We start from the raw sequence: 21,547 nt of genomic DNA on the forward strand, positions 1-21,547 counted from the left end.
ACGCCAATTTTAAATTGATTTTAATTAATAGAAGTATGGGTTAAGAATGATTCAGCTAAAGATAATATTCGAGGAATGTCATATAATACCCGCTGCCAGAGAGGGGATGCATTTTTCCATGATAAGAATAATTACAATAGACTAGTAGCTTAATATTTGTAAGTACCGATACAATGTTTTAAATTTTACATACCCTTAAATAATTTGTCAAGCAAATTTACGGATTTCGAAATAAAAATTTAATCATAAATAAAAAATCGAATGGCATAACCATTCGATTTTTCACCTTTAATTAGTGAACTGTGATTTATACTGACTAATGACCAGATCAGGTTCCATGTTTTCACCTTGTAATTGTCTTAAACGCGCAGCTTTATTTACTTGTTCATCTGCATGATAGCTCGAACGAACAAGCGGTCCAGCCTCACAATGTTTGAAGCCTTTTTGAAGCGCAATTTCCTTTAATTCAGCAAATTCATCTGGATGTACATAGCGTTCTACTTTTAGATGTTTCTTCGTTGGCTGCAAATATTGTCCAATTGTCATAATATCTACTTGATGTTCCAATAAATCATCCATCGCTTGAATGATTTCCTCTTTGGTTTCCCCAAGTCCGACCATAATGCTGGATTTTGTTGGAGTATTCGGGCTAATTTCTTTTACTCTTTTTAAGAGTTCTAATGAACGTCGATAAGTAGCCTTGGAACGAACACGTTTTGTTAATCTTTCCACCGTTTCGATATTATGGTTAAAGATATCAGGTTTTGCGTCCATCAGTGTTTTCAAACTTTCATAGTCCCCCTTCATATCAGAAGGTAGCACTTCTACCGTACAAGATGGAACACGTCGTCGAATTGCTCGAATCGTTTCAGCAAAAATTGCTGCTCCACCATCAGCAAGATCATCCCGGGCAACTGCTGTTACAACACAATGGCGTAATCCCATAACCTCAACAGATCTCGCGACGCGTTCTGGTTCTTCCCAATCCAATTCTGTCGGCAGACCTGTTTTTACTGCACAGAACCGACAGCCGCGTGTACAAAGGTCCCCGAGAATCATGAAAGTTGCCGTTTTTCGAACTGCCCAGCACTCATGAATATTTGGACACTTTGCTTCCTCACAAACCGTATGCAGTCTTTCCTCCCGCATCATTTTTTTTAATCCGGTATAGGTTTTGTTTGTGTTTAGTTTTATTTTTAACCATTCAGGCTTTCTTAAGTATTCATCATTTTTGTTCACGACTATGTACACTCCTTATCGATAAAAGGTATAACTGTCGGCAGTATACTTCTCTGCCATCAATTCACGAGCCTCATCGATCATTTGCTGCGGTAGTTCATATGGTGTCAGTTCGATATTCAGCCCTTTTTGGAAACCATTTTTAAAAGCGATTTTCACCTCATCCATTGTCGCTTCTCTTCCTAATATCCGATTAATCGAAACAGCCTTTTCTTTAAAGCCCTTTTTCGCTCTTTCCTTCACCTTTTCATTTGGGAAGACAAAGACATTATACAAAGCATCCTCATCGATATCGATGGGAATGGAGCCATGTTGTAAAATAACGCCTTTTTGACGTGTTTGCGCACTACCGGCAGCCTTTTTCCCGTCAATTTCTAATTCATACCATGAAGCTTCCTCAAAACACACGGCGGTACCCGTTTTACCTATTGGCTTGTCTGGTATTGCCAACTCGGCCGATATGCCAAGTAATCTATATCCTTCTAACAATCCTTGCGAAAGAACCCGATAAGATTCAATGATAGAAGGTGACATTATTTTATGTTTTTCACTAATAATAACAGAGTAGGTTAACTCCTTGTCATGCAGTACTGCAAGGCCCCCGGTAGGACGCCTGACAATGTCGATACCTTGCTCTTTAGCGGCTTGAACATCAATTCTCCCAACCGTTTTCTGAAAATATCCCAGCGATAATCCCGCTGGCTCCCATTCATAGAAACGCAGAACTGGCGGAATTTCCCCTTTACTATGCCAATTCAGAAGAACCTCATCCATCGCCATATTAAATGCGGGTGAGCTTATCCCAGTATCTAGAAAAAACCATTCCTCACTCAAGGTTTCTCCCACTCCCATTCTTTAAAAAGTCAATGATTTTTAAACATTTTTAGTTTAACATTCTCCTTCTCTTTGTCAATGAAACCTATTTCCTACATTTCCCTGTCAAAAACCATTTGTAAAATCCATACGAAAGGAACAGGGTCAACAAAAGGGATATCCAAGACAGATACCCATTCCAATGGATATACTCAATCAGGTCTGTATAGCGTAATATTAAAATTTCTATTGTGACAATGACGGAGGGAAAGGCAAGAGCGTATAAAAGTCGCCATACAAGGCGCATTTGGGTTGGATAATAGATATTAAAAAGGACACTTATTACTGGGAATGCAAGAAACTCGAATGTGAAACTGGTTTGCACAGCATGGGCAAAGAAACGGCTTGGGTATGAGATTAACCTAAATTGGACTGCGGCAAGCCCAAGAATCCAAGATGGCAATTGCATGAACAGAAAACTAATCCAAGCATCACGAATTTTATGTTTGGGAACGAAAAGGAAAAGTAAGAGGAAAGAAATGATCCATACTAAGGCTTCAATGATCGTATTAACGTTCATGATCTCACCTGTGTATCATTTTTAGATTTCTTAAAAAACCAAACTGTAAACCATAAGGAACCCAAATTGAATAAAATAGAGAGTATAAAAATTGATGGATGACACTCCAATGAATATATCTCTTTAAATCTGTAAATTTTTCCACAGAAAAATCATATAGGCCAATGATAACGGAAGATCCAAGAATAAAGAACAATTGAATATACCATTTCTGCTGAAAAGGATATAGGAAATAATAGATTACGGAAACAGCTGGAAAAATGGTGAAATCATTAAAAAAATCTTGTGTGGTCGCTTTTGGAAAAATTCGAAAAGGGCTTTTAAGCAAGTGGTATTGAGCCAAAATAACCCCTGTGCCCCAAGTTAAGGTTTGAAAAAAAAGAAAGTTAATCCAAGCTTCTCGAATTCTGTTTTTCGGTACGATGAGGATTAGAAGAATCACGACGATGATAGAAGTGATTGTAATCCACGTAACATTTTGGGAGAAATTCATAAACTAATATCTACCTTTTAAATTTATTAATATGAACAATATTTCACAAAATGCAGGAAAGATATACAACATGGACTGTTTTTTACAAAAGATGTACTACAAAAAAATAGCGGATTTATTAAACTGAACATCCAAACAAAATAACCCGCTCTTTTTCAAGGTTGAAATGTTGCGTATTTATATGGAACTATATTTTCATAAATGTTTCTGCCCATCCGTATACACCTATTAATTACATGATACAGGCTTCCCCTCTTCATCTACCTCAAAAACATAGGTATCATGGAGGAACTCTCTTTTAAACTCGTTTTCTTTTATCGGTGAAATTTTGAATTTATACAGAACTCCGTACATCTTTGGGACAGTAACAAAAGGCACATTCCTCCATGTAAACGATAGGATTTTGTGTTCATTTGCATAATCTCCTATGTACTTGTCCAGCTTTATTAGCCTCTCTTCTATTACAAATTCTTTTATTAACTCCACTTTCTTGCCATTTACAATCCCAGCCAAATCGTGGCAAATCTTACTTACTGGAGAAATATTGATATTACTTAAAGCAATGACAACTGTATCATTGGATATATCTAAATAGAAGTAATTCACAAATCCATTAATGTCTCCAAAATGACTTACAACATCATCGATAAACAAAGCCAAAGCCATATCCGCCTTTATGTGCGGAAAACATTTCTGCCTGCAATTCTCTGTGTATCAATTCACTGTTAATTAACGCTTGGCTCCATTTATATAAATCTTCAATTGTAGAATACATCCCGTATGCACCTTGCGGGAAGGACATATCCACAAATTCGGTGTGAATGATTTTTTCCCAAACCGTATAGCCTTCTGCACGATTTTTTAAAATTTCACGTCCTGTGTCTACACCAGAGTTATTCATACCAAGTTTGGTAAATATATTTTCTCTTAAGAAATCTTCGTAACGAAGACCTGACCTTTTTTCAATGATTGCCGTTAATACTAGATAACCAGAATTACTGTACTCCATCTCCTCACCCGATTAAACTTTAATGGTAAAGGTTTAAAAGTTTCCACCATCTTTGCCAACTCTACTGGAAGACGCATCGTTTTATCCCAGTATTCAGGGGATGATGTGAAATTTGGAATCCCTGACGTATGGGTTAATAAATGATAAATAGCTATAAGGTTTCCATTTGGAAAGTCTGGCAATACAGTATCTATCGTATCGTAAATACTCAACCTCCCTTAATCATGAAGAATTAGGATTGCCATTGCTGTGAATGCCTTTGTCAAGGAGCCAATTCGCAATTTTGTGGAGGACGTATTAGGGATATCATGGTTATAGACTGCATATCCGTATCCCTTGCTTAATAGTACTTCGCCTTTCTTCGCGACTAAAACAGCCCCATTAAAGTATCGGTGTCGATCCAACATCTCCATATATTTATTTAAAATTTCCCCCATTTTTAAACGTACCACCTTACAGAATATTTTCATAAATTGTACCATGACAAAAAGAGACATTGTTTATCCTAGAAAATATTTGGTATCATTATGTTCATTAGGACCATTAATAATATTAGAAGTAAGAGGGCGGACACATGCTTCAGCAATTTGGATTTTCACAATATGAAAGTAAGGTATATGAATCTCTTTGTACTAGCAATGAGCCACTCGATGCCACTTTAATCGTAAAATATTCAGGCGTCCCTAAAGCAAAAGTATACGAAGTTTTGACTCGGCTGTTGGAAAAAGGGATGATATTAGATTCGATATCCGATAAGAAAAAGCTATACACCGCATTGCCATTAGAGGCTGTTATTGAAATGTTAACGAAAGACTTTCAAAAGAATATTGATAATCTTAAGCAATATAATTATAAAAAAACGCTAAGTGATGACAGGGTATGGAGTTTAAAATTGGATACATCCATCCTCTCACAAAGCAAGCAGCTTCTCCAGAATGCAAAAAACTCCATTCGTATTTCTGTTTGGAAAGAAGATTTTAACGAATATTTACCTATATTAATGGAAAAAGAAAAATTGGGAGTAAAAGTGGAAGTACTTGTGGTAGGAGAGGTAAAAGCACCACTGTCTTCTTTGTTTATCCTATCCCCTAATGAAGAACATCGCATGTTGGAGAAAAATCGTTTAATCGTTAGAGATGATGAAGAAATATTGTTTGCAGGCATGGAGGAAGGAGCTTGGCAAGCCATCTTAACGAAATCGAAGCCCCTGGTTAAATTTTTTGTAGAGTTTTTCTATCATGATGTTGCTCTGACTAAAATCACCAAAAAATACGAAGATACATTAATGAAGGATGAAGAAATCAAAAGCCTGTTAATGCGTCTCCGATATTAGTGTAAGTTTTTTATTAAAAAAGAAAAAGAGGCTGGGACATAAGTAAACAAATCATTGATATCGGTTAAATCTACGAAAGCAAAAACGCATGAAATCAAGGTTTATAAATTTGATTTCATGCGTTTTTTTGATTTTTACTGAGTTATGTCCCAGCCTCTCTTTGCATATCTAGAACTGATGATTTTCTTGATTAACTTGAACAGAACTATTGATAGAAACAATAGCACATATAAGTGCAAAAACAACGAACAGTCCGCCTACCCAAGCATTATACAATACGGAAGTTTGACTTATCACAATCCCTCCAATGATTGAGCCGATTGCGATGCCAAAATGTAAGGCAGAATTATTTAAGCTTTGTTGAATGTCAGAGGAACCTGGCGATGATTCAATTAAATAATTTTGCTGTGCAGGTGTTATAGCCCAGCTTAACATGCTCCAAATCATCATAACAATGACAAAAAGTATGATAGAAAAAGTGACTTTTGGAAGTATTAGTAGAACAATGGCAAATACTGCGATAATCGATAGGATGCTTTTCTTTGACCCCCATTTATCTGCCATCCAACCTCCAACACCGCCTCCGATAACAGCCGATATTCCAAAGATAAAATAAAAAATACTTAACATATTCGAATTTAAATGCAATACAGATTTTAAAAATGGGGTTAGATAAGCGTACAGCGTTAAATGCCCCGTTAAAAACAACAAGGAAGTTAATTGTGCAAACAAAATTTTGGGCTTTCTTAGCGTTTTTAATTGCTTCTGTAATGGAATTACTGGTTTCGGCTCAATTTTCGATAAAAACAAGGAAACGCCTACCATTGAAATCAATGTAAGAATTGCAATAAATAAAAACGGTGATCGCCAACCTAAATGATTCCCAATGACAAGTCCGATAGGCACCCCTAATACGAGAGAACCACTAACTCCCATGAAGATTATCCCAATTGCTCTCGCACGCAATTCCTTCTTTACAATGCTTGCCGCGATGGTTACACATAATACGACTAAAAGAGATCCGCTTGCCGCGCAAATAATCCTCGATAGAAAAAGAAAGAAAAAATTTGGGCTTGTAAAAGCAACTAAGTTTCCAACAAAGAAGATAACAAGTGAGATTAAACTTAACTTTTTCCTTTCTACCTTTGCTGTTAATGTCAAAAGAACCGGACTGGCAATAGCAAATATAAGCGAGTAAACCGTTATAAGTTCCCCTGCTGTACCGATCGAAATATGAAGACCTTTGGCTATGATATCTAATATTCCACCAACAATTAACTCGGCCATTCCAACGACAAATGAAACAATGGCAAGTATATAAACTCGAAAATTCAAGATATCCCTTCTTTCTGTTTAAAAAGTTACTACTAAGATAGTAACCTCTAAACACAACAAAAACAAGCGAAAAAAATTTCTGCTATCTTTCTTTACACTGAAAATTTATCAGATGTCTATTTTGATTCATTTTACATTTTTTAACACAAAAGGAGTGAATAATACAATTTTATAGGAAAATACTTTTTATAAGGAGGTTAACATTTTATGACAAATTTATTTGAATCCACTAAGGATTATCTTAAAACACTTGTCGATCATGAGGAGAAGAACCCGCTTCATGTTGGTGAAGTAAATCATATGTGGGTTCTGTTGACCATGATGGAAGAAGGAATTGGTGTTTACCAAACGGGCTTAAATACAACAAATGATGATGATTTAATTCATGCCATCAGAAATGGAGAGCAACAATCGAAAGCAACTGCCCAACAAATAAGAATCTTTTTAAAAAAGGAAGGAATTCCACTTCCAGAAACATCGGCAGAAAAGCCGCAATCTGATCCGAATTCAGTTCCCCTTGGAGTAAAACAAACAGATGAAGAACTTGCTAATCTAGTATCTGCAAAAGTGGCTGCACAAATCACCTTAATTGGGCAAGCATTAGCCTGTTCTGTTAGAAATGATGTATGCGAACTTTTCTTAAATATTCAGTATGAACTTTTAAAATATGGCTCATCTTTTAAAACATTAATGAGAAGAAATGGGTGGATAAAGGTACCTCCCTACTATTATCCGCCGGGTGCTCCGATCAGTTAAGATCTTCCCCGTCTTTTTATGTTAGTTATGTGTCTCGCGGTTTTTTTCTTCCGTGAGACCACTAATTCTCCTACCACCTTAATTGTCTTGTTAATAATCAAGAATATTCAAAATTAATTATTGATGGAATAACCAAAGTAAGATATATTTATATAATATTATCGATTAGTGACTAGTTTTTTTATCTAAAACGCAAACAATTGAGGTGTGTAAATTGCGACCAATTTTCCTTGGTATTAGTGCAGCCTTCTTTTTTGCTTTCACCTTTATTCTGAATCAGGCAATGGATATATCTGGAGGAAGTTGGATATGGAGTGCTTCCCTGCGTTATATTTTTATGATTCCGTTTTTAATATGTATTGTCGCTTTGAGAGGAAATCTTAAAGGGGTATTCAAAGAATTAAAGGCGAGTCCTGGCAGCTGGCTGCTTTGGAGCTTTGTTGGATTTGGGCTTTTTTATACTCCCTTGTGCTTTGCAGCAGCTTATTCACCAGGCTGGCTTATAGCTGGTACGTGGCAAATTACGATTATTTCAGGTACTTTGCTTACACCTCTTTTTTTTGAGACAGTACACACTGGACATGGTCCATTAAAGGTAAGAGGAAAAATTCCTTATAAAGGATTAATTATGTCTCTTATCATCCTACTTGGGATTATCCTAATGCAATTGGAGCATTCCAAACATGTTTCCCTTAATAATATCCTACTCGGTGTAATCCCTGTACTTATTGCATCCTTTGCCTATCCTTTAGGAAATAGAAAGATGATGGATAATTGCATGGGACGTTTAGACGCTTACCAGCGTGTATTAGGAATGACCTTAGCAAGCTTGCCAGTATGGATTTTATTATCAATCTACGGTCTTTTTTCGGTTGGCATGCCAAGTGTTAGTCAAACGCTTCAATCGGGTTTAGTTGCGATTTGTTCAGGCGTTATCGCAACAGTGCTTTTTTTTAAGGCAACAGATTTGGTAAGAGGGAATATGCAAAGGCTTGCATCTGTAGAAGCAACCCAATCGATGGAAGTGCTTTTTACCTTAATAGGTGAACTAATTTTCTTATCCATCCCAAATCCTTCCGTTCTTTCATGGTTCGGCATGTTTGTTGTGATTATCGGAATGGTATTGCATAGCTATATGACGCAAATTACGAAGAAAAAACAATTTCTTGAGAATAAGCGAAATGTTAGGGCATGAGAAATGCATAAGGTTGATTGCCTTTATGATGGGATTATGGAAGGTTCGTGCACACCAGTTTGGTTAAGTATGGCAAAAAGGTGACTTTTCCATTCTATGGACAAAGGCTGCGTTATATCGTGTAAAATCAGGGATATCCTAGTATTTTACCGTTCATATCGAAACCTATGTCCGCAAAAGCCTGAATGAAGGCCGTTTTAAAGCATTAATAAAACATATCTTGCTTTATATAAACTATGCAGCAAATCCAAAAGGAACGGTTTTTATAGTCAACGCTTTTCCTGTTGATTACGTAATATTATAAGGTGAACATACTGACCGGCAACTTTTTCGGTAACATGAATTTCAAAGTCATCATGGGAATGAACCGCTTTTCCGTCAACCTCTATAATAATATCTCCGGTTTTTAATAAACTTGCTGCAGGAGTACCTTCTTTTACACAGACCACTTTCGTTCCTTTTATTGCTTTATCTTGAATTGTAGTGTGAAAAACACCAATCCAGCTTTTCCAGAAGGAAGAGCGAATGTCGCTGGATGTTTCCAGTACGCTTTTTAAATTCCGTATAAATTGATACGTTCCAAATGCCATATTATCCATTCCGAAATGTCCAAGGTCTCCAATCCAAAGGCCTGTATATTCAATCGAAACTTTTGTACCATGATTATACTTTTCTAATGTCCAAATTGTAAGGCTGTGGTCATCCCCTTCGAATACAAGCTTTTCATTCTCGATAAATCCCTTGGTTTTACAACGGTAAGTTGAGTTCCAGCCATAATCGAAAAAAGTATCCCCACCTGATTTTAATTCTAACTCACAAGATTTCGTTTCCCACTTATTTCGTTCACTCGGTATTGTTAATGCCGCCATATCTTTTCCGGTGTGACATTGATAATAATTTCCCGTTTCAGCATTTCAAATTGTTGTTGATAAACTTCTCTGTTTAAACGATAGTAAACATATTTACCCAGTTTCCTTTCTTTGATTAAATCCTCCTCTTATAAAATGGTTATGTGTTTCTTTGTTGCTAGCTGTGAAATCGGATAGGCATCTACCAGTACTGATTGTGTTCGTTCACACTGTGATAGCATTTGCAAGATTCTTCGGCGATGAGGATCTGCCAATGCTCTGTATATGTCTGTCATTAGAACGTATGCCCCCTAACACCATCTATATTATATAACCTTATAGTTATGTATTAGATACATTCGTATTATTTTTCAATATATTTTGATAATTATTATTTGAAAAAAGGCACAAGAAATTTCTTGTGCTCTACCATAACGATCCGTAGAATATCTTATTTAACCGGAAGAATAATTTCAATAATGGTACCATGCGGATCACTCCATATATGCATAGTGCCATGATGATTTTCGATGATTTGTTTGGAAACCATAATGCCAAGACCAGTGCCATTTTCCTTTGTAGTAAAAAATGGCTGTCCGATTTTTTTTAAAAGTTCCTTTGGAATACCGCTTCCAGTGTCTTTAAATAAAATCTTCACTTTATCTTTCCCATGATTTATCACTTCAATAGTTATCTTTCCACCATCTGGCATTGCCTCAATAGAATTTTTTAAGAGATTAATAAAGACTTGTTTTAATTGATTTTCATCACATCTAATCATCAAGTTTTCACATTCATAGTAGGTGTTAATCACAATGTTTTTCATAATTGCATTAGTATCAATCAGCGCTTTCACATGTTCAATAATGACAGCTATGTCTTTCATTTCAAATTTCAAATCCTGAGGTTTGGAAAGAACTAATAATTCTGTAAGTATTAACTCGATTCGATTCATTTCGGACTCTATGATATCAAAATAGGTTGTATGAGTATTTAGCTCGGATTGCATTAGCTGAAGGAAGCCTTTAATTGCTGTTAACGGATTTCTGACTTCATGAGCAATTCCCGCTGCTAATTGACCCGCTACAGATAATTTTTCCGAGTTTAGTAGTAGCTCTTGGGTCTTTTTCCGTTCTGTAATGTCTCGAATAATGATATGTTTAACTGGATGGTTTTGATAGATGGTTGTTATTCCCTTCATCTCAACATCCACTTCGCTTCCATCTAAACGAATAAGCTTATATTCGACGAATTCTTGGCTGTCTTTTCCCATATTTATTCTTTTAGAAGCAATGTCGTGAAAATCTGGATGTATGATATCCATCAAGGATTTCTGCAGGATTGCCTCTTTCGTACAAGCTCCAAGTAAATGGACACCTGTATCATTAATAAACATAATTTCATTACCCGATGCTAAAATAACTGCATCTGGTGAGTTCTCTACTAAATTCCGATAGGTCTCTTCCCTTTTCCTCACTTCATCTTCGGATATTTTTCTTTCGGTGATATCTCTTATAACACTAATTACTTCTATAATATCATCCGAATCGGGATCCCTAACCGGTTTGAAAAGAGTTTCAACCCATATATATATTCCATCTTTTTTCTTCATTCGAAAAGTCGCTCTTCCATTTTCCCCTTTGCTGATAACATCGTTGAGATTTTTTATCGCTCTCTTTTTATCATGATAATGAACATAAGAGAATTTATTTTGAGTGATTAATTCTTCCGGTTTATAGCCGAGGATTTGTTCGCACGAAGGGGAAATATAAAGAAAATGTCCATCCAAGTCTGTTTTCACGATAATATCTAAAGAATTTTCGGTTAATAATTTATGAATTTCCTGTGTTCTTTTCGATTTTTGGCATTTCTTTCTTTTAAGGCTGTGATATCTTTCGCAATTCCATAAATCCCTACCACTTCGTCATTCACAACAATCGGGAGGGTTGTAACATTTAAATAAACATGATGTCCGCCTTTTGCAATTTTATAATCATGGTTTTGAACTTTTCCTTCGAACGCTTCATGAAAGTTTTGAAACACCCTATGCAAATCATCTACCGGAACAAGCTTCTGAAAAGTTATTTCTCCTATTTGATCAACTTGAATACCCAAAATCTTCTCACAGGCAGGATTTATTTGGAGAAAATGTCCATCCAGGTCAAGAGCATATACTGCATCTTCATTTTCCATGAAAGTCGTCTCGTATCGAGGAAGATTTTCGTTTAAGTAGTTTTCTAGTAAAATCCGCTTTTCCCTTTTTAAGGCAACAATAGAACTGTCCATCTGTTTCTATTCAGTTCCTTTCTAGTGAGTTTATCCAAAAAATGAAATCACGTGTTTTTAACTCTTTTTTATGTTGCTTATTCAACTATAAGGCTTTCTACGAAAAGCTCATTAGCATTTCTCCAACAAAAATAATCCTTTTATCCACTATTTACCTTTATTGTAGATTTCGATTTCTATTTAATCAACTCATTTATTAATCTTATCTTCTATTATTTACCTATGACATTTAAAAGTAACAAAGAGTAATCCTTTTGTAATCTTGTCTTAACCTTCGTATGTTATAACTTAACTACGGAAAGGGAGGTTACCCTATGCAAAAAATTAAAAGAAGCATTGTGGTATTTGCAACTGCTGCACTTTGTTTTTCCGCTACCGAAATAGGGGCAAATGCCCAGTCAAATACGGATAGCTTACATAATATGCAAAAGAATTTGCAAACCAATCAACAGGCTATTTCAGAAAAAGAAAAAGAACAGCAGGCAGTTAATGAAGAACTGAATAACGTAAAAAGTGAATGGGAATCACTTCAATCATTAATTCAGAAGAACAAAGAGGAAATTTCAACTATAGAGGATAAAATCAAGTCTGTTAACAAGATTATTGAAGAAAAGAAAGAAGAAATCGTGCAGCTTGAAGACCAAGTATTAGCGCGAAAAGACATTATAAAAAAGAGATTAGTTGCCTTTCAAAAAAGAGGCAGAATGAACTTTGTCCTAGATGCTTTGCTCAATGCAGAGAGCTTCGATGATCTCGTTAACCGAATTAGTGCTATATCCACCCTACTTTCAGCTGATAGCGAAATACTAGATCAGCAGAAACAAGATCTTAAAAAAATCGAAAACGATAAAAAAGAAATCGCAAAAAAAGAAGAAGAATTAGTATCGGAACGTAAAAAATTGGCGGCTAGTCAAGAAAATCTTCAGACAAAACTAGCATCCAAACAAGAAATGATTACTGTTCTTCAAGAAAAATATAAACATATTAATCAAGATCTCTTACAGGCGAAAAAAACTAAATCAAGTATAGAATCACAGATTAATACTATTCAAGAAAATATTCGCAAAGAGAGAGCAGCTGCAAAGGCAAGAGCCTTGGATGAACAGCGTACGATTGAATCCACTCCACAAGCACCAAGCGAAAATGGAACTGAAATTTATATGAATGCAACCGCGTATAGTTATCAGGATACGAAAGGTCACATCACCACATTAGGGTATGATATCCGAAAAAACCCTAATATGAAGTTAATTGCGGTTGACCCAAAAGTCGTTCCATTAGGAAGCAAGGTATGGGTAGAAGGATATGGTATAGCTATCGCAGGTGATACCGGAGGCGCCATTCATGGACATCGAATTGATATTCTAATGCCATCCCACAAGGCAGCTATTTCCTTTGGACGAAGAACAGTTAAGATAAAAATATTGAATTAAATATATATGTTTGAACCGGTTTAGCCTATTTAAGGTTAAACCGGTTCTTGTTTTATACGCAGATTATCTTAATCAAGATGATGAACTGCTATGATGATTCAATATAAAGGAACTTCTATATCTCTGTAAAAGCACTAGAAATATAATCTCCAATACGATAGAAATAATGGCAGACCCTAAGGTGATAACGATTGCCGTATTGTCCGAAACATTTAGTATAAATGGAAGGAAGAAAAGGGATAAGAAACTTCCTGCCAAGTATAGCTTAAGAAAATTTCTTGTTCCTACTTGTAATCGTGTGTTATGTGATGTTGTTTCTATTATTCCCATCAATATATATAACACAACTATCATGTGGAACAGTCCCATAATGGTAGAATAACTTAATGACCATATAGAAGGAGTTTCTTTTAACCAGTCATCTAGTTTAATAATATTCGGTATAGATAAAATTCCCAAAAGAATAGCCCATCTTTTTGCTTTAGAAAAATTGCTAGATTGTGCGTTTACTCTACTGAGACCTGCTGCAGCGATAAAGTAACCAACAGTATTTGGTGATATATTAATGACAAACAAGTAAAAGTTAATAAAAACAATGAGAAATCCCCAAAAAATCTTATTTAGCTCGCGCTCCATCGTTAACTTCTCTCCTTTGTTTTACAATCTCCTCTATCTCTTTGTAGGTAAAACTCGGGGAATAGTTAATTACTAGTGGAACGTTAAACTCTTTTCCATTCTTTGTTTTTCCTTTGAGATTTATGGCAAAGTGATAAAAGTGATATCCATTTTGATTATTACCAAAAGTAAATTGGTAGCTAGTGTTCAGAAGATCATCTTTTTGTAATTTAAGTGGAAACAGCTCTTTCTCCACCAAATGATCTTTTCCCTGCTTCCACTCGGATATCTTTTGGTCATCAGAATATCCCTTGGACATTTCATTATACATCGCTTGCAGGGATCCTTGATCTGTTATGATAGATAGTTGCAGTCCATCCCCTAATTGATGGTGAAAGGGAAATAGGAACGATTGAATCGATAACGGTTCTTTTGCTTTTAGTAATTGCTCCCCCATGTGATCGGTGGAACTAGAGGAAGCTAAAAAGTCGATTGGAAATCTTGCTGAATCTTTCACTATGAAAATTTCCCCAATAGGATAAGTTACGACTCTTCCATTTGACAAATATGCTTTCACTTTGTCGAAATGAAAACTATTTTTTGATTTCTCCTTTATATCCATTTCATTTATTTTTATAGAAAAAGTTTTTAAACAATAGTTTCCATAGTTTTCACATCTTTCAGCCTCATGATTTAAGGGATAATGACCCATGCCAGGTATTGTAATAGACTGGATATCGTTTTTCCCATTTTTGTTGGTTATATAATGAAGATCGAACATCATGTTTTCATTGGAATTTATCTCATAAAAATGCTTAAGCATAATCGGTTGCGTGAGCTGTTTGGATTGATAATAGAGGTAATTACCAAGAAGGCTAATAATAACGATGGAGCAAATTATGATAAGCTGGAGTTTTTTTACGTGGATCTTTCCTCACTCCCTTCGGTTAAGTTGATTTATTTTATCATAATATTCATAAATTTTGTATAAATATTTCTTATTTTACAAACCCTACAAAAAAAGAGCTCTATATAAGGCTCCTTCCCTCTGCTATATCTACATAATAAAATCGTTCATCAGCTATTCTTTTCTCTCCCAGTGTATGTTCGATAGGATAAGTAAAAATCGGTCCGTCGAACACAAATGTATGATACTCTCCATTTTCTCCACATATATCTGCGCTTCGCGGATATTCATCTATAAAATCTTGATCTATCTCACGACCAACAAACATAGGATCTAATTGTTCGGAATCCACACATGTTACTCTTGTGCGAAAGCCTTCTGCAAAATACTCATTTATTATATCAACCGGTTTTTCACCCCAGATAGGGAAAATAGGAGTTACCCCTGTTCCCTCCAGCATTTTTTCTCGATATTCTTTTACATCCTTTAGATGTATATCTCCGAACATAATATAACGAATTCCTTCTTTTTTTATTTGCTCAACAGCCTCTCCCATCTTTTGTTGATATAGTTGATTGCTGCAGATACTAGGAATGCGTACTTTCCGCAACTTAACCCCCAGTGAATCCGCTTGTTTTTCAAGAAATTCCTCGCGAACACCATGCATAGATATCCGACTGTAATCATCTGTTACAGTGGTTAATAATGAATCGATTTCCCATTTTCCCTCTTTGATTAAACGATTCATTGCCAAAGCACTATCCTTTCCTCCGCTAAAAGAAATTACAATTCTCTCTTTCATTTAGAATTCCCCTTTTTCTATAATATACATTTACTTTAGCATATTTTTTTGCGCGGCACGGTTAATATAGAGTAGCAAAGCAAGCTTCTTTTTGTTTCGGTCCTTGAAAAGCATGATTTAGTTTAGGAATGGGTAATATAAAACTATTTATATGAAGGGGAAATGCGTAATGAAATTAACACCAGAGCAGCGAATTGAACTGCATGGATTTAATAATCTAACTAAATCGCTCAGCTTCAATATGTATGATATTTGCTATACAAAAACGAAAACCGAACGTGAAGCGTATATTACTTACATTGATGAACAATATAATGCTGATCGGCTAACTAAAATATTAAGAGCCGTTTCCGATATTATTGGAGCACATGTTTTAAACATTGCCAAACAAGATTATGTACCTCAAGGTGCTAGTGTAACCATGCTAGTATCAGAGGGGCCGGTTGTGGAAGTACCCAAAGAATCTTTCAGTGAATCTCCTGGTCCATTACCTGATTCTGTAGTCATGCAGTTAGATAAAAGCCATATTACGGTTCACACTTATCCTGAATACCATCCAGACGAAGGAATCAGTACATTCCGCGCCGATATTGATGTGTCAACATGTGGAGAAATTTCTCCGCTAAAAGCCTTGAATCATCTTATTCATTCCTTTGATACGGATATTATGACAATTGATTACCGTGTTCGCGGTTTTACAAGAGATAAAACAGGGCATAAATTGTTTATTGACCATGAAATCAGCTCGATACAAAATTACATACCGGAAAATATTAAAAATTTATATGACATGATTGATGTCAATGTCTATCAAGAACATATCTTTCATACAAAATGCAAGTTGAAGGATTTTGATTTGAATAATTATTTGTTTGGATATACAAAAGATAAGCTAAACAAGGAAGAAATAGAGCATATTACCGCTAAATTGCAAACAGAAATGGATGAAATTTTTTACGGGAAAAATTTGAATGATGGTTTTTATTAGTTACCTTGCTCACCCAAAATGCCATTACCTCAGCATACGTCCTTTACCAAAAATAATGACCTTCATAAAATGTAGTAATTCCATTTGAATGGAGGTGCGAATAATGGGATTTTGCTGTAACAGAGGTTATGCATATGCCGCACCTGTGGGTTACGGAGGCAACATGTTCGTATTATTAGTTGTGTTATTTATCTTGTTAATTATCATAGGTGCAGCTTGGGTTTGCTAACAACACACACCCTTCTTTATTCAATGAGGCGTCATCTGTGACGCTTCATTTCCTATTTATATAGAGTCTGAAACTTTATTAATCATGCTTTGGCTAGTACAATGGCTTTATACAATTTATTCAGGCAGGTGTATTTTTTTGGACATAAAGCATTTACAATATTTTATCGAGGTGACGAAATATAACAGTTTTTCGATTGCTGCAGAACATTTATTTATTACACAACCTACCATTAGTAAAATGATTAAGAATCTGGAGACAGAATTAGGGGTTTCCCTATTTGACCGCTCCCGGAAGCAATTAACCTTAACAGACGCAGGAAAAGTAATATTAGAACAGGCAAAATTAGTGGACAAGGCATTTCATAATTTAGAACTGGAATTAGATAATCTTCTGGGTCTTAAAACTGGTAATATTCGAATAGGACTCCCCCCTATTATTGATGCACATTTTTTACTTAAATTTATTGGACTTTTTTCCGAGAAATATCCAGGCATTTCCTTTCAATTAACAGAAGATGGCTCCAAAAAAGTCGAGGAGGATGTAGAAAATAATCTACTGGATGTAGGTATTGTCGTTCTTCCGACGAACAATGATATTTTCAACTATTTTTCTTTTATGGAAGAAGATTTAAATCTCATCTTACATCCTTCCCATCCGCTTGCAGAGCGCGATCAGATTGATTTGGCAGAGCTTCAAAATGAATCCTTTATATTATTTAATAAAGAATTTGTTCTTCATGATCGTATAATTTCTGCCTGTCAAAGTGTAGGATTCGCTCCAAAGATCATATCCAAAAGTTCTCAATGGTCCTTTATTGAGGAAATGGTATCTTGGAACTTAGGTGTTTCCCTTTTACCTGAGAGTCTATGCCATCACCTAGATGATAAAAAAGTGAAATCCATCAAAGTGGTAAATCCAACAGTAAGCTGGAATCTAGGAATTATATGGGGCAAAAATCAATATCTTTCTTTTGCAGCTCGTGAGTGGCTATCATTTATAAAAGAAGAGCTGAAAAAGGGCTTATAGGTTGTATGCCCTTTCATTATAGTTGCAAGCATTTACATAGACAAAAGCTATATTAAGTATAAAATATAACCATTTTACATACAGTTCGATGCGTCTTACACTTTAATAGTAGGCAAACTATCTGGTATTTCATCCTTGGACTTAAAATAAGAAAGGATGTTATGTAATGAACGCAAAAAAAGTAAGTGAAAGCCGTATCGTAAATACTGCACAAGTATTATCTTGTGATCTAAATAACTACAATACTTTATTTGGCGGAATTTTAATGAAAAAATTGGACGATGCCGCCACGTTATCTGCCCGCAGACACTCTAGAATTAGTGAATGTGTTACTGCATCAACAGATTCTATTGATTTTCTTTGCCCTATTCATCAAACAGACTCCGTATGTGTGGAGTCATTTGTTACTTATACAGGAAGAACATCTATGGAAATCTTCTGCAAAGTTATTGCTGAGGATATTATGACAGGCGAACGCCGAATTGCAGCAACTGCATTTCTAACCTTTGTTGCCTTAGATGAAAATAAAAAACCAGTACAAGTACCAGGTGTTATACCAGAAACAGAAGAGGAAATTTTCTTATACAATACTGCAAAAGAACGCGCTGAAATGCGTAAACTAAGAAGACAAAAAAGTAAGGAATTAGCAGGCTACATTAATATTAACAAACCATGGGATAACTAAAAGGAGGATTGGAGTAATGCTGACATTAACAAGTTTAGACGAGTTAAAAGAAGCGAAAAAGGCATTATCAGAGCTTCAGGTCAGATACCCTGCCCTCTATGAAAAGCTAGTTCATGTTGTTGGTTTTACTAGAGCATTGCAATTTAAATATCAGTATATGGGAAGTTTATTAATGGATGAAGAAGCAAGCCGCTATACTCCATCATTTGTCCAAGGTTCTGTTCTACGATTATATAAAAAAGAACTACAAAACTTGAAAGATGATATTGATTTCCCTGTAATTAAGCGTATATTTTCAACGATGAAAAGCATCGGATACTCCCGAATCAGCTTATTAATTCTAGGGAAATCACCAGAAACTATTGTAGGAGCTCCTATTATTAAATAAATCTCCTTTTACAAAAATTCTCCCACGTTATAGAAAAATTATAAAGGTTATAGCCTTTAACCACATCTCGAGTAGCAGAGAATACACTGTAAAATTAAAGATAAGTGAATGTATAATCTTATTATGATTATAGTAACTAGTCTTTAATGTCACACATCATAATATTTTTGAGTACATCACTTTATTTATAAGTGGTGTATTTTTTTATAACAACCTTTATTATTACCTAATTTACTATTACAACAATATTGTAAAAATTGATGTTAATATTGGTTTATGTATATTTATAGTAAGTCTATTATTATAATTGTTACTTACAAAAAACTAATAGTACTGAAAAAAGAAAAGAATCCTTAATCGCCACCAACGATTAAGGATTCCAAGTAACATTTCTGTAGGAAGGATGACGAAAGCCTTTCTTCCTCACTTTATATAATAATCTCGTCATTCATTGATAGTCAAGGAGGGACACATAAAAGTTAGAATTAAACACTAGTAGGAATAAGTGTAGGAGAACATTTTATGGATGAGGAAACGGTTTTTGGTCCAGAATTAATTAAATCATATGAATTAGAATCACAGGTTGCTGTTTATCCTAGAATTATTTTAAGTGCAGAATGTATAAAGAATGTTAAACGTTTTGCTGATTATTATGGGGATCATAAAGAAGAATCTCCATTTTATAGAATAGTTTTAGAGGATATGGATGGCGAATGTTTTGTTAATTATCTACATAAACTGATTGATATGTTTGAAGACGAGGTAGCAGCAAATGATTATACTTCTTTATTTCCATATCTTGAAAGTCATAAACAAATAATAGAAAAAGCATTGACGAAATATGAAAAAAATTATAAGTTGTTGAAAAAATATGCTTGGATAGCGAATTATCATAATTATTTTTGTGAGGACTTCGTTTTAAATGGAGGCAATAATTACAAAATTACTGCTCCTATTAAGATGTCATATCCAAGACGAATTTTTACATCTTAATTAAATATAAATTAAACTTTTTTAATTATCCCAACAAATCGTATAGGACTTATTTTTGTGCACAATTGTAGTTTTAAAAAAAAGGTTGATCATTTATAACAAAGTTCAATCACTTAAAATCCTGTTTTTACAGGATTTTTTTTAGTATAGGGACAGTTTAGTATAATAAGAAATGGTATAATTACCCTTAGTTGTGTGTTTTTGGGCCTATTTAGAGTAAATTGATTTAGGAAAAATGGACTATTAAAGAGAGGAATCTACTATGAAACTTAACTCAAAATCTACCACATTTTTTGTGATTGGGAATAATTTATCATAACAGTTGAAATTTTTGGTATTTTGAGATATTTTTTGTAAATGGGAGGTGATTAAAAAATGAAGTCTATAAAGGTTATTAAGATTATTACATCATTTGTTTTGTTGTTTGGTTTTCTAATTTCCATTTCAAAAGTATCCGCAGCCGAACAGAATTTGAGTGCGGAACCTATTGCAGAACCAAATTATACACCGCCTCAAAAAGAGGGTCCTGGTGGAGGAACTCCATCGGCTAACATGACAATTGCTAAATCTTTTAGTTCAGCAATGGGTGGAGGAATGAGAGCACCATCTAACGCATCAAAAGTTGCCTCAAGTTTACCAAAAACTTGGGATAAGGCGAACACATCTGTAGATCTTATAGTTGAGGGCAAAGTTAAGCAACGAAGATATTATGGAAGTGATAAAGCAGCCAAGCAAGATATAGATTATTTTCATCCTGACAACGGTACACATGTATTTCCACATAGACATAATTAGGTTAGTGGGGTAAGAGATACCAAACCAATCCCTTATTAGGAGGTAAATATGTATATATCTTATACTGATTGGGAGTATTATTTTTCAACGACCAAAGTTGACTTACCATTCAAATATAAAGAGAAGAATTATTTATTCACTAGAAATATTGGTGAGTATTGCTTACTTAATGAAAATAGCGAAACAGTGTTGACAGATAAATCTGTTGAGTCTCTTTGGAACAAATCGTTTTTCGAAAATAAGAGTTTTCGAGAAGTATTTATAAATGAAGAGATTTTTATAGATCCCTACTATGAATTGACATTATTAAATAGTTGGGGAAGAGAAATTGAATTTACCTATAAAAATCAACAGTATATATTTGCGAATACTACAGATGGGTGTGGACTTATAGGTGGGCTTGTCGATACAAAATATTATAAAACACCACAAGAATCATGGAATAATGCAAAAATAAATGGTATATCATTCTATGATCTATATAAAAATGGAGAAGTTCAGATTGACTTTATATTGTAATCCACTTATAGCTATCGTCTTAATCCTTTCTCAATGAGAAAGGAATTTTTTATTTGGAATAGAGGTTAGGTGTCACTTTAGGAGGTAATATGCGCTAGTATTAAGTGATATTTTGCACTATAAATAAGTATAAAAAGCCCAATTTTTCAACATTAAAATTGAGAAATTGGACTTTTATTATTACTTAGGAATAGCGCCCGATTATGGAAGATCATAAGTATATTTCTTGTTTAACTAAAGCACCCGTTAGTTGAAGAAGAGCTTCAACTCGATTGAA

Annotated in this window: 26 protein-coding genes and 1 pseudogene; 12 read left to right on the forward strand and 15 right to left on the reverse strand. The window is 34.8% G+C overall.

Annotation, left to right across the window (positions count from 1 at the left end; translation table 11 throughout):
• Positions 1-288: 288 nt before the first annotated feature.
• The 7 genes and pseudogenes from lipA to CWO92_RS26325 all read right to left on the reverse strand — a co-directional run bounded on the left by lipA (position 289) and on the right by CWO92_RS26325 (position 4,631).
• Positions 289-1,239 carry a lipoyl synthase gene (lipA, locus tag CWO92_RS11640; protein WP_101354371.1) on the reverse strand — a complete coding sequence of 317 codons (951 nt, stop codon included), beginning with the start codon at positions 1,237-1,239 and terminating at the stop codon, positions 289-291.
• A gap of 15 nt (positions 1,240-1,254) precedes the next feature.
• Entirely contained in the window at positions 1,255-2,091 is an 837-nt protein-coding gene (locus tag CWO92_RS11645) for a lipoate--protein ligase family protein (protein ID WP_101354372.1), read from the reverse strand.
• A gap of 67 nt (positions 2,092-2,158) precedes the next feature.
• Complete coding sequence (locus CWO92_RS26530; protein WP_101354373.1) at positions 2,159-2,632, reverse strand: CBO0543 family protein; 474 nt, start codon at positions 2,630-2,632, stop codon at positions 2,159-2,161.
• Positions 2,633-2,636: 4 nt separating this feature from the next.
• Positions 2,637-3,125 (reverse strand): CBO0543 family protein, encoded by a 489-nt coding sequence (locus tag CWO92_RS26535; protein WP_101354374.1) that lies wholly within the window; start codon positions 3,123-3,125, stop codon positions 2,637-2,639.
• Positions 3,126-3,353: 228 nt separating this feature from the next.
• Complete coding sequence (locus CWO92_RS11660; RefSeq protein WP_101354375.1) at positions 3,354-3,785, reverse strand: hypothetical protein; 432 nt, start codon at positions 3,783-3,785, stop codon at positions 3,354-3,356.
• Complete coding sequence (locus CWO92_RS26320; RefSeq protein ID WP_101354376.1) at positions 3,766-4,134, reverse strand: serine hydrolase domain-containing protein; 369 nt, start codon at positions 4,132-4,134, stop codon at positions 3,766-3,768. Before CWO92_RS26320 ends, CWO92_RS11660 begins: the two co-directional genes overlap by 20 nt.
• Positions 4,107-4,631 (reverse strand): annotated as a pseudogene (locus CWO92_RS26325) (serine hydrolase domain-containing protein). The gene CWO92_RS26320 and the pseudogene CWO92_RS26325 overlap by 28 nt, the downstream one beginning before the upstream one ends.
• A 77-nt stretch (positions 4,632-4,708) precedes the next feature.
• Here CWO92_RS26325 and CWO92_RS11680 point away from each other — a divergent pair.
• Entirely contained in the window at positions 4,709-5,467 is a 759-nt protein-coding gene (locus CWO92_RS11680) for a TrmB family transcriptional regulator (RefSeq protein WP_101354379.1), read from the forward strand.
• Positions 5,468-5,635: 168 nt separating this feature from the next.
• Here CWO92_RS11680 and CWO92_RS11685 read toward each other — a convergent pair whose 3' ends face one another.
• Complete coding sequence (locus tag CWO92_RS11685) at positions 5,636-6,802, reverse strand: MFS transporter (protein ID WP_101354380.1); 1,167 nt, start codon at positions 6,800-6,802, stop codon at positions 5,636-5,638.
• A gap of 207 nt (positions 6,803-7,009) precedes the next feature.
• Between CWO92_RS11685 and CWO92_RS11690 the strand changes: the two genes are divergently transcribed.
• Positions 7,010-7,558 (forward strand): DUF3231 family protein, encoded by a 549-nt coding sequence (locus CWO92_RS11690; protein ID WP_101354381.1) that lies wholly within the window; start codon positions 7,010-7,012, stop codon positions 7,556-7,558.
• A gap of 214 nt (positions 7,559-7,772) precedes the next feature.
• Positions 7,773-8,753 carry a DMT family transporter gene (locus CWO92_RS11695; protein WP_101354382.1) on the forward strand — a complete coding sequence of 327 codons (981 nt, stop codon included), beginning with the start codon at positions 7,773-7,775 and terminating at the stop codon, positions 8,751-8,753.
• Between the two features lie 269 nt (positions 8,754-9,022).
• Here CWO92_RS11695 and CWO92_RS11700 read toward each other — a convergent pair whose 3' ends face one another.
• The 4 genes from CWO92_RS11700 to CWO92_RS11710 form a co-directional block, all read right to left on the reverse strand.
• A complete protein-coding gene (locus CWO92_RS11700) occupies positions 9,023-9,622 on the reverse strand; it encodes a PDZ domain-containing protein (RefSeq protein ID WP_101354383.1) in 600 nt (199 codons plus the stop codon).
• Between the two features lie 128 nt (positions 9,623-9,750).
• Entirely contained in the window at positions 9,751-9,897 is a 147-nt protein-coding gene (locus CWO92_RS25080) for an ArsR/SmtB family transcription factor (RefSeq protein WP_133120556.1), read from the reverse strand.
• Positions 9,898-10,052: 155 nt separating this feature from the next.
• Complete coding sequence (locus CWO92_RS11705; protein WP_268877594.1) at positions 10,053-11,441, reverse strand: PAS domain-containing sensor histidine kinase; 1,389 nt, start codon at positions 11,439-11,441, stop codon at positions 10,053-10,055.
• A complete protein-coding gene (locus CWO92_RS11710; RefSeq protein ID WP_101354385.1) occupies positions 11,426-11,887 on the reverse strand; it encodes a PAS domain S-box protein in 462 nt (153 codons plus the stop codon). The genes CWO92_RS11705 and CWO92_RS11710 overlap by 16 nt, the downstream gene beginning before the upstream one ends.
• A 314-nt stretch (positions 11,888-12,201) precedes the next feature.
• Here CWO92_RS11710 and CWO92_RS11715 point away from each other — a divergent pair, with 314 nt between their 5' ends.
• Positions 12,202-13,320, forward strand: coding sequence for a 3D domain-containing protein (locus CWO92_RS11715; protein WP_101354386.1), 1,119 nt, complete (start codon positions 12,202-12,204; stop codon positions 13,318-13,320).
• Between the two features lie 72 nt (positions 13,321-13,392).
• On the opposite strand, the gene CWO92_RS11720 is transcribed toward CWO92_RS11715, so the two are convergent.
• The 3 genes from CWO92_RS11720 to CWO92_RS11735 all read right to left on the reverse strand — a co-directional run bounded on the left by CWO92_RS11720 (position 13,393) and on the right by CWO92_RS11735 (position 15,644).
• A complete protein-coding gene (locus CWO92_RS11720; RefSeq protein WP_101354387.1) occupies positions 13,393-13,956 on the reverse strand; it encodes a hypothetical protein in 564 nt (187 codons plus the stop codon).
• Complete coding sequence (locus CWO92_RS25420) at positions 13,937-14,452, reverse strand: hypothetical protein (RefSeq protein ID WP_158175675.1); 516 nt, start codon at positions 14,450-14,452, stop codon at positions 13,937-13,939. Before CWO92_RS25420 ends, CWO92_RS11720 begins: the two co-directional genes overlap by 20 nt.
• 511 nt (positions 14,453-14,963) lie before the next feature.
• A complete protein-coding gene (locus tag CWO92_RS11735; RefSeq protein WP_101354390.1) occupies positions 14,964-15,644 on the reverse strand; it encodes a Dph6-related ATP pyrophosphatase in 681 nt (226 codons plus the stop codon).
• A 169-nt stretch (positions 15,645-15,813) separates the two neighbouring features.
• On the opposite strand from CWO92_RS11735, the gene speD reads away from it, so the two are divergent.
• The 8 genes from speD (at position 15,814) to CWO92_RS11775 (ending at position 21,270) form a co-directional block, all read left to right on the forward strand.
• The gene (speD, locus tag CWO92_RS11740) at positions 15,814-16,632 is read left to right on the forward strand and encodes an adenosylmethionine decarboxylase (protein ID WP_101354391.1); all 819 of its coding nucleotides are present in this window, start codon (positions 15,814-15,816) and stop codon (positions 16,630-16,632) included.
• A 103-nt stretch (positions 16,633-16,735) separates the two neighbouring features.
• Entirely contained in the window at positions 16,736-16,861 is a 126-nt protein-coding gene (locus tag CWO92_RS11745) for a YjcZ family sporulation protein (RefSeq protein WP_101354392.1), read from the forward strand.
• Between the two features lie 138 nt (positions 16,862-16,999).
• The gene (gene cidR / locus CWO92_RS11750; RefSeq protein WP_101354393.1) at positions 17,000-17,890 is read left to right on the forward strand and encodes a cidABC operon transcriptional activator CidR; all 891 of its coding nucleotides are present in this window, start codon (positions 17,000-17,002) and stop codon (positions 17,888-17,890) included.
• 166 nt (positions 17,891-18,056) lie between these two features.
• The gene (locus tag CWO92_RS11755; RefSeq protein ID WP_101354394.1) at positions 18,057-18,575 is read left to right on the forward strand and encodes an acyl-CoA thioesterase; all 519 of its coding nucleotides are present in this window, start codon (positions 18,057-18,059) and stop codon (positions 18,573-18,575) included.
• A 16-nt stretch (positions 18,576-18,591) separates the two neighbouring features.
• Positions 18,592-18,963: a hypothetical protein gene (locus CWO92_RS11760; RefSeq protein ID WP_101354395.1), complete on the forward strand. Its 372-nt coding sequence runs from the start codon at positions 18,592-18,594 to the stop codon at positions 18,961-18,963.
• A gap of 522 nt (positions 18,964-19,485) precedes the next feature.
• Positions 19,486-19,956: a hypothetical protein gene (locus tag CWO92_RS11765; protein ID WP_101354396.1), complete on the forward strand. Its 471-nt coding sequence runs from the start codon at positions 19,486-19,488 to the stop codon at positions 19,954-19,956.
• 375 nt (positions 19,957-20,331) lie between these two features.
• Positions 20,332-20,751, forward strand: a complete 420-nt coding sequence (locus CWO92_RS11770; protein WP_101354397.1) for a hypothetical protein — start codon at positions 20,332-20,334, stop codon at positions 20,749-20,751.
• Positions 20,752-20,799: 48 nt separating this feature from the next.
• Positions 20,800-21,270: a hypothetical protein gene (locus CWO92_RS11775; protein ID WP_101354398.1), complete on the forward strand. Its 471-nt coding sequence runs from the start codon at positions 20,800-20,802 to the stop codon at positions 21,268-21,270.
• The last annotated feature ends 277 nt before the right edge of the window (positions 21,271-21,547 follow it).

The sequence above is a fragment of the Heyndrickxia camelliae genome (assembly GCF_002844575.1).
Taxonomy (GTDB): domain Bacteria; phylum Bacillota; class Bacilli; order Bacillales; family Bacillaceae_C; genus Margalitia; species Margalitia camelliae.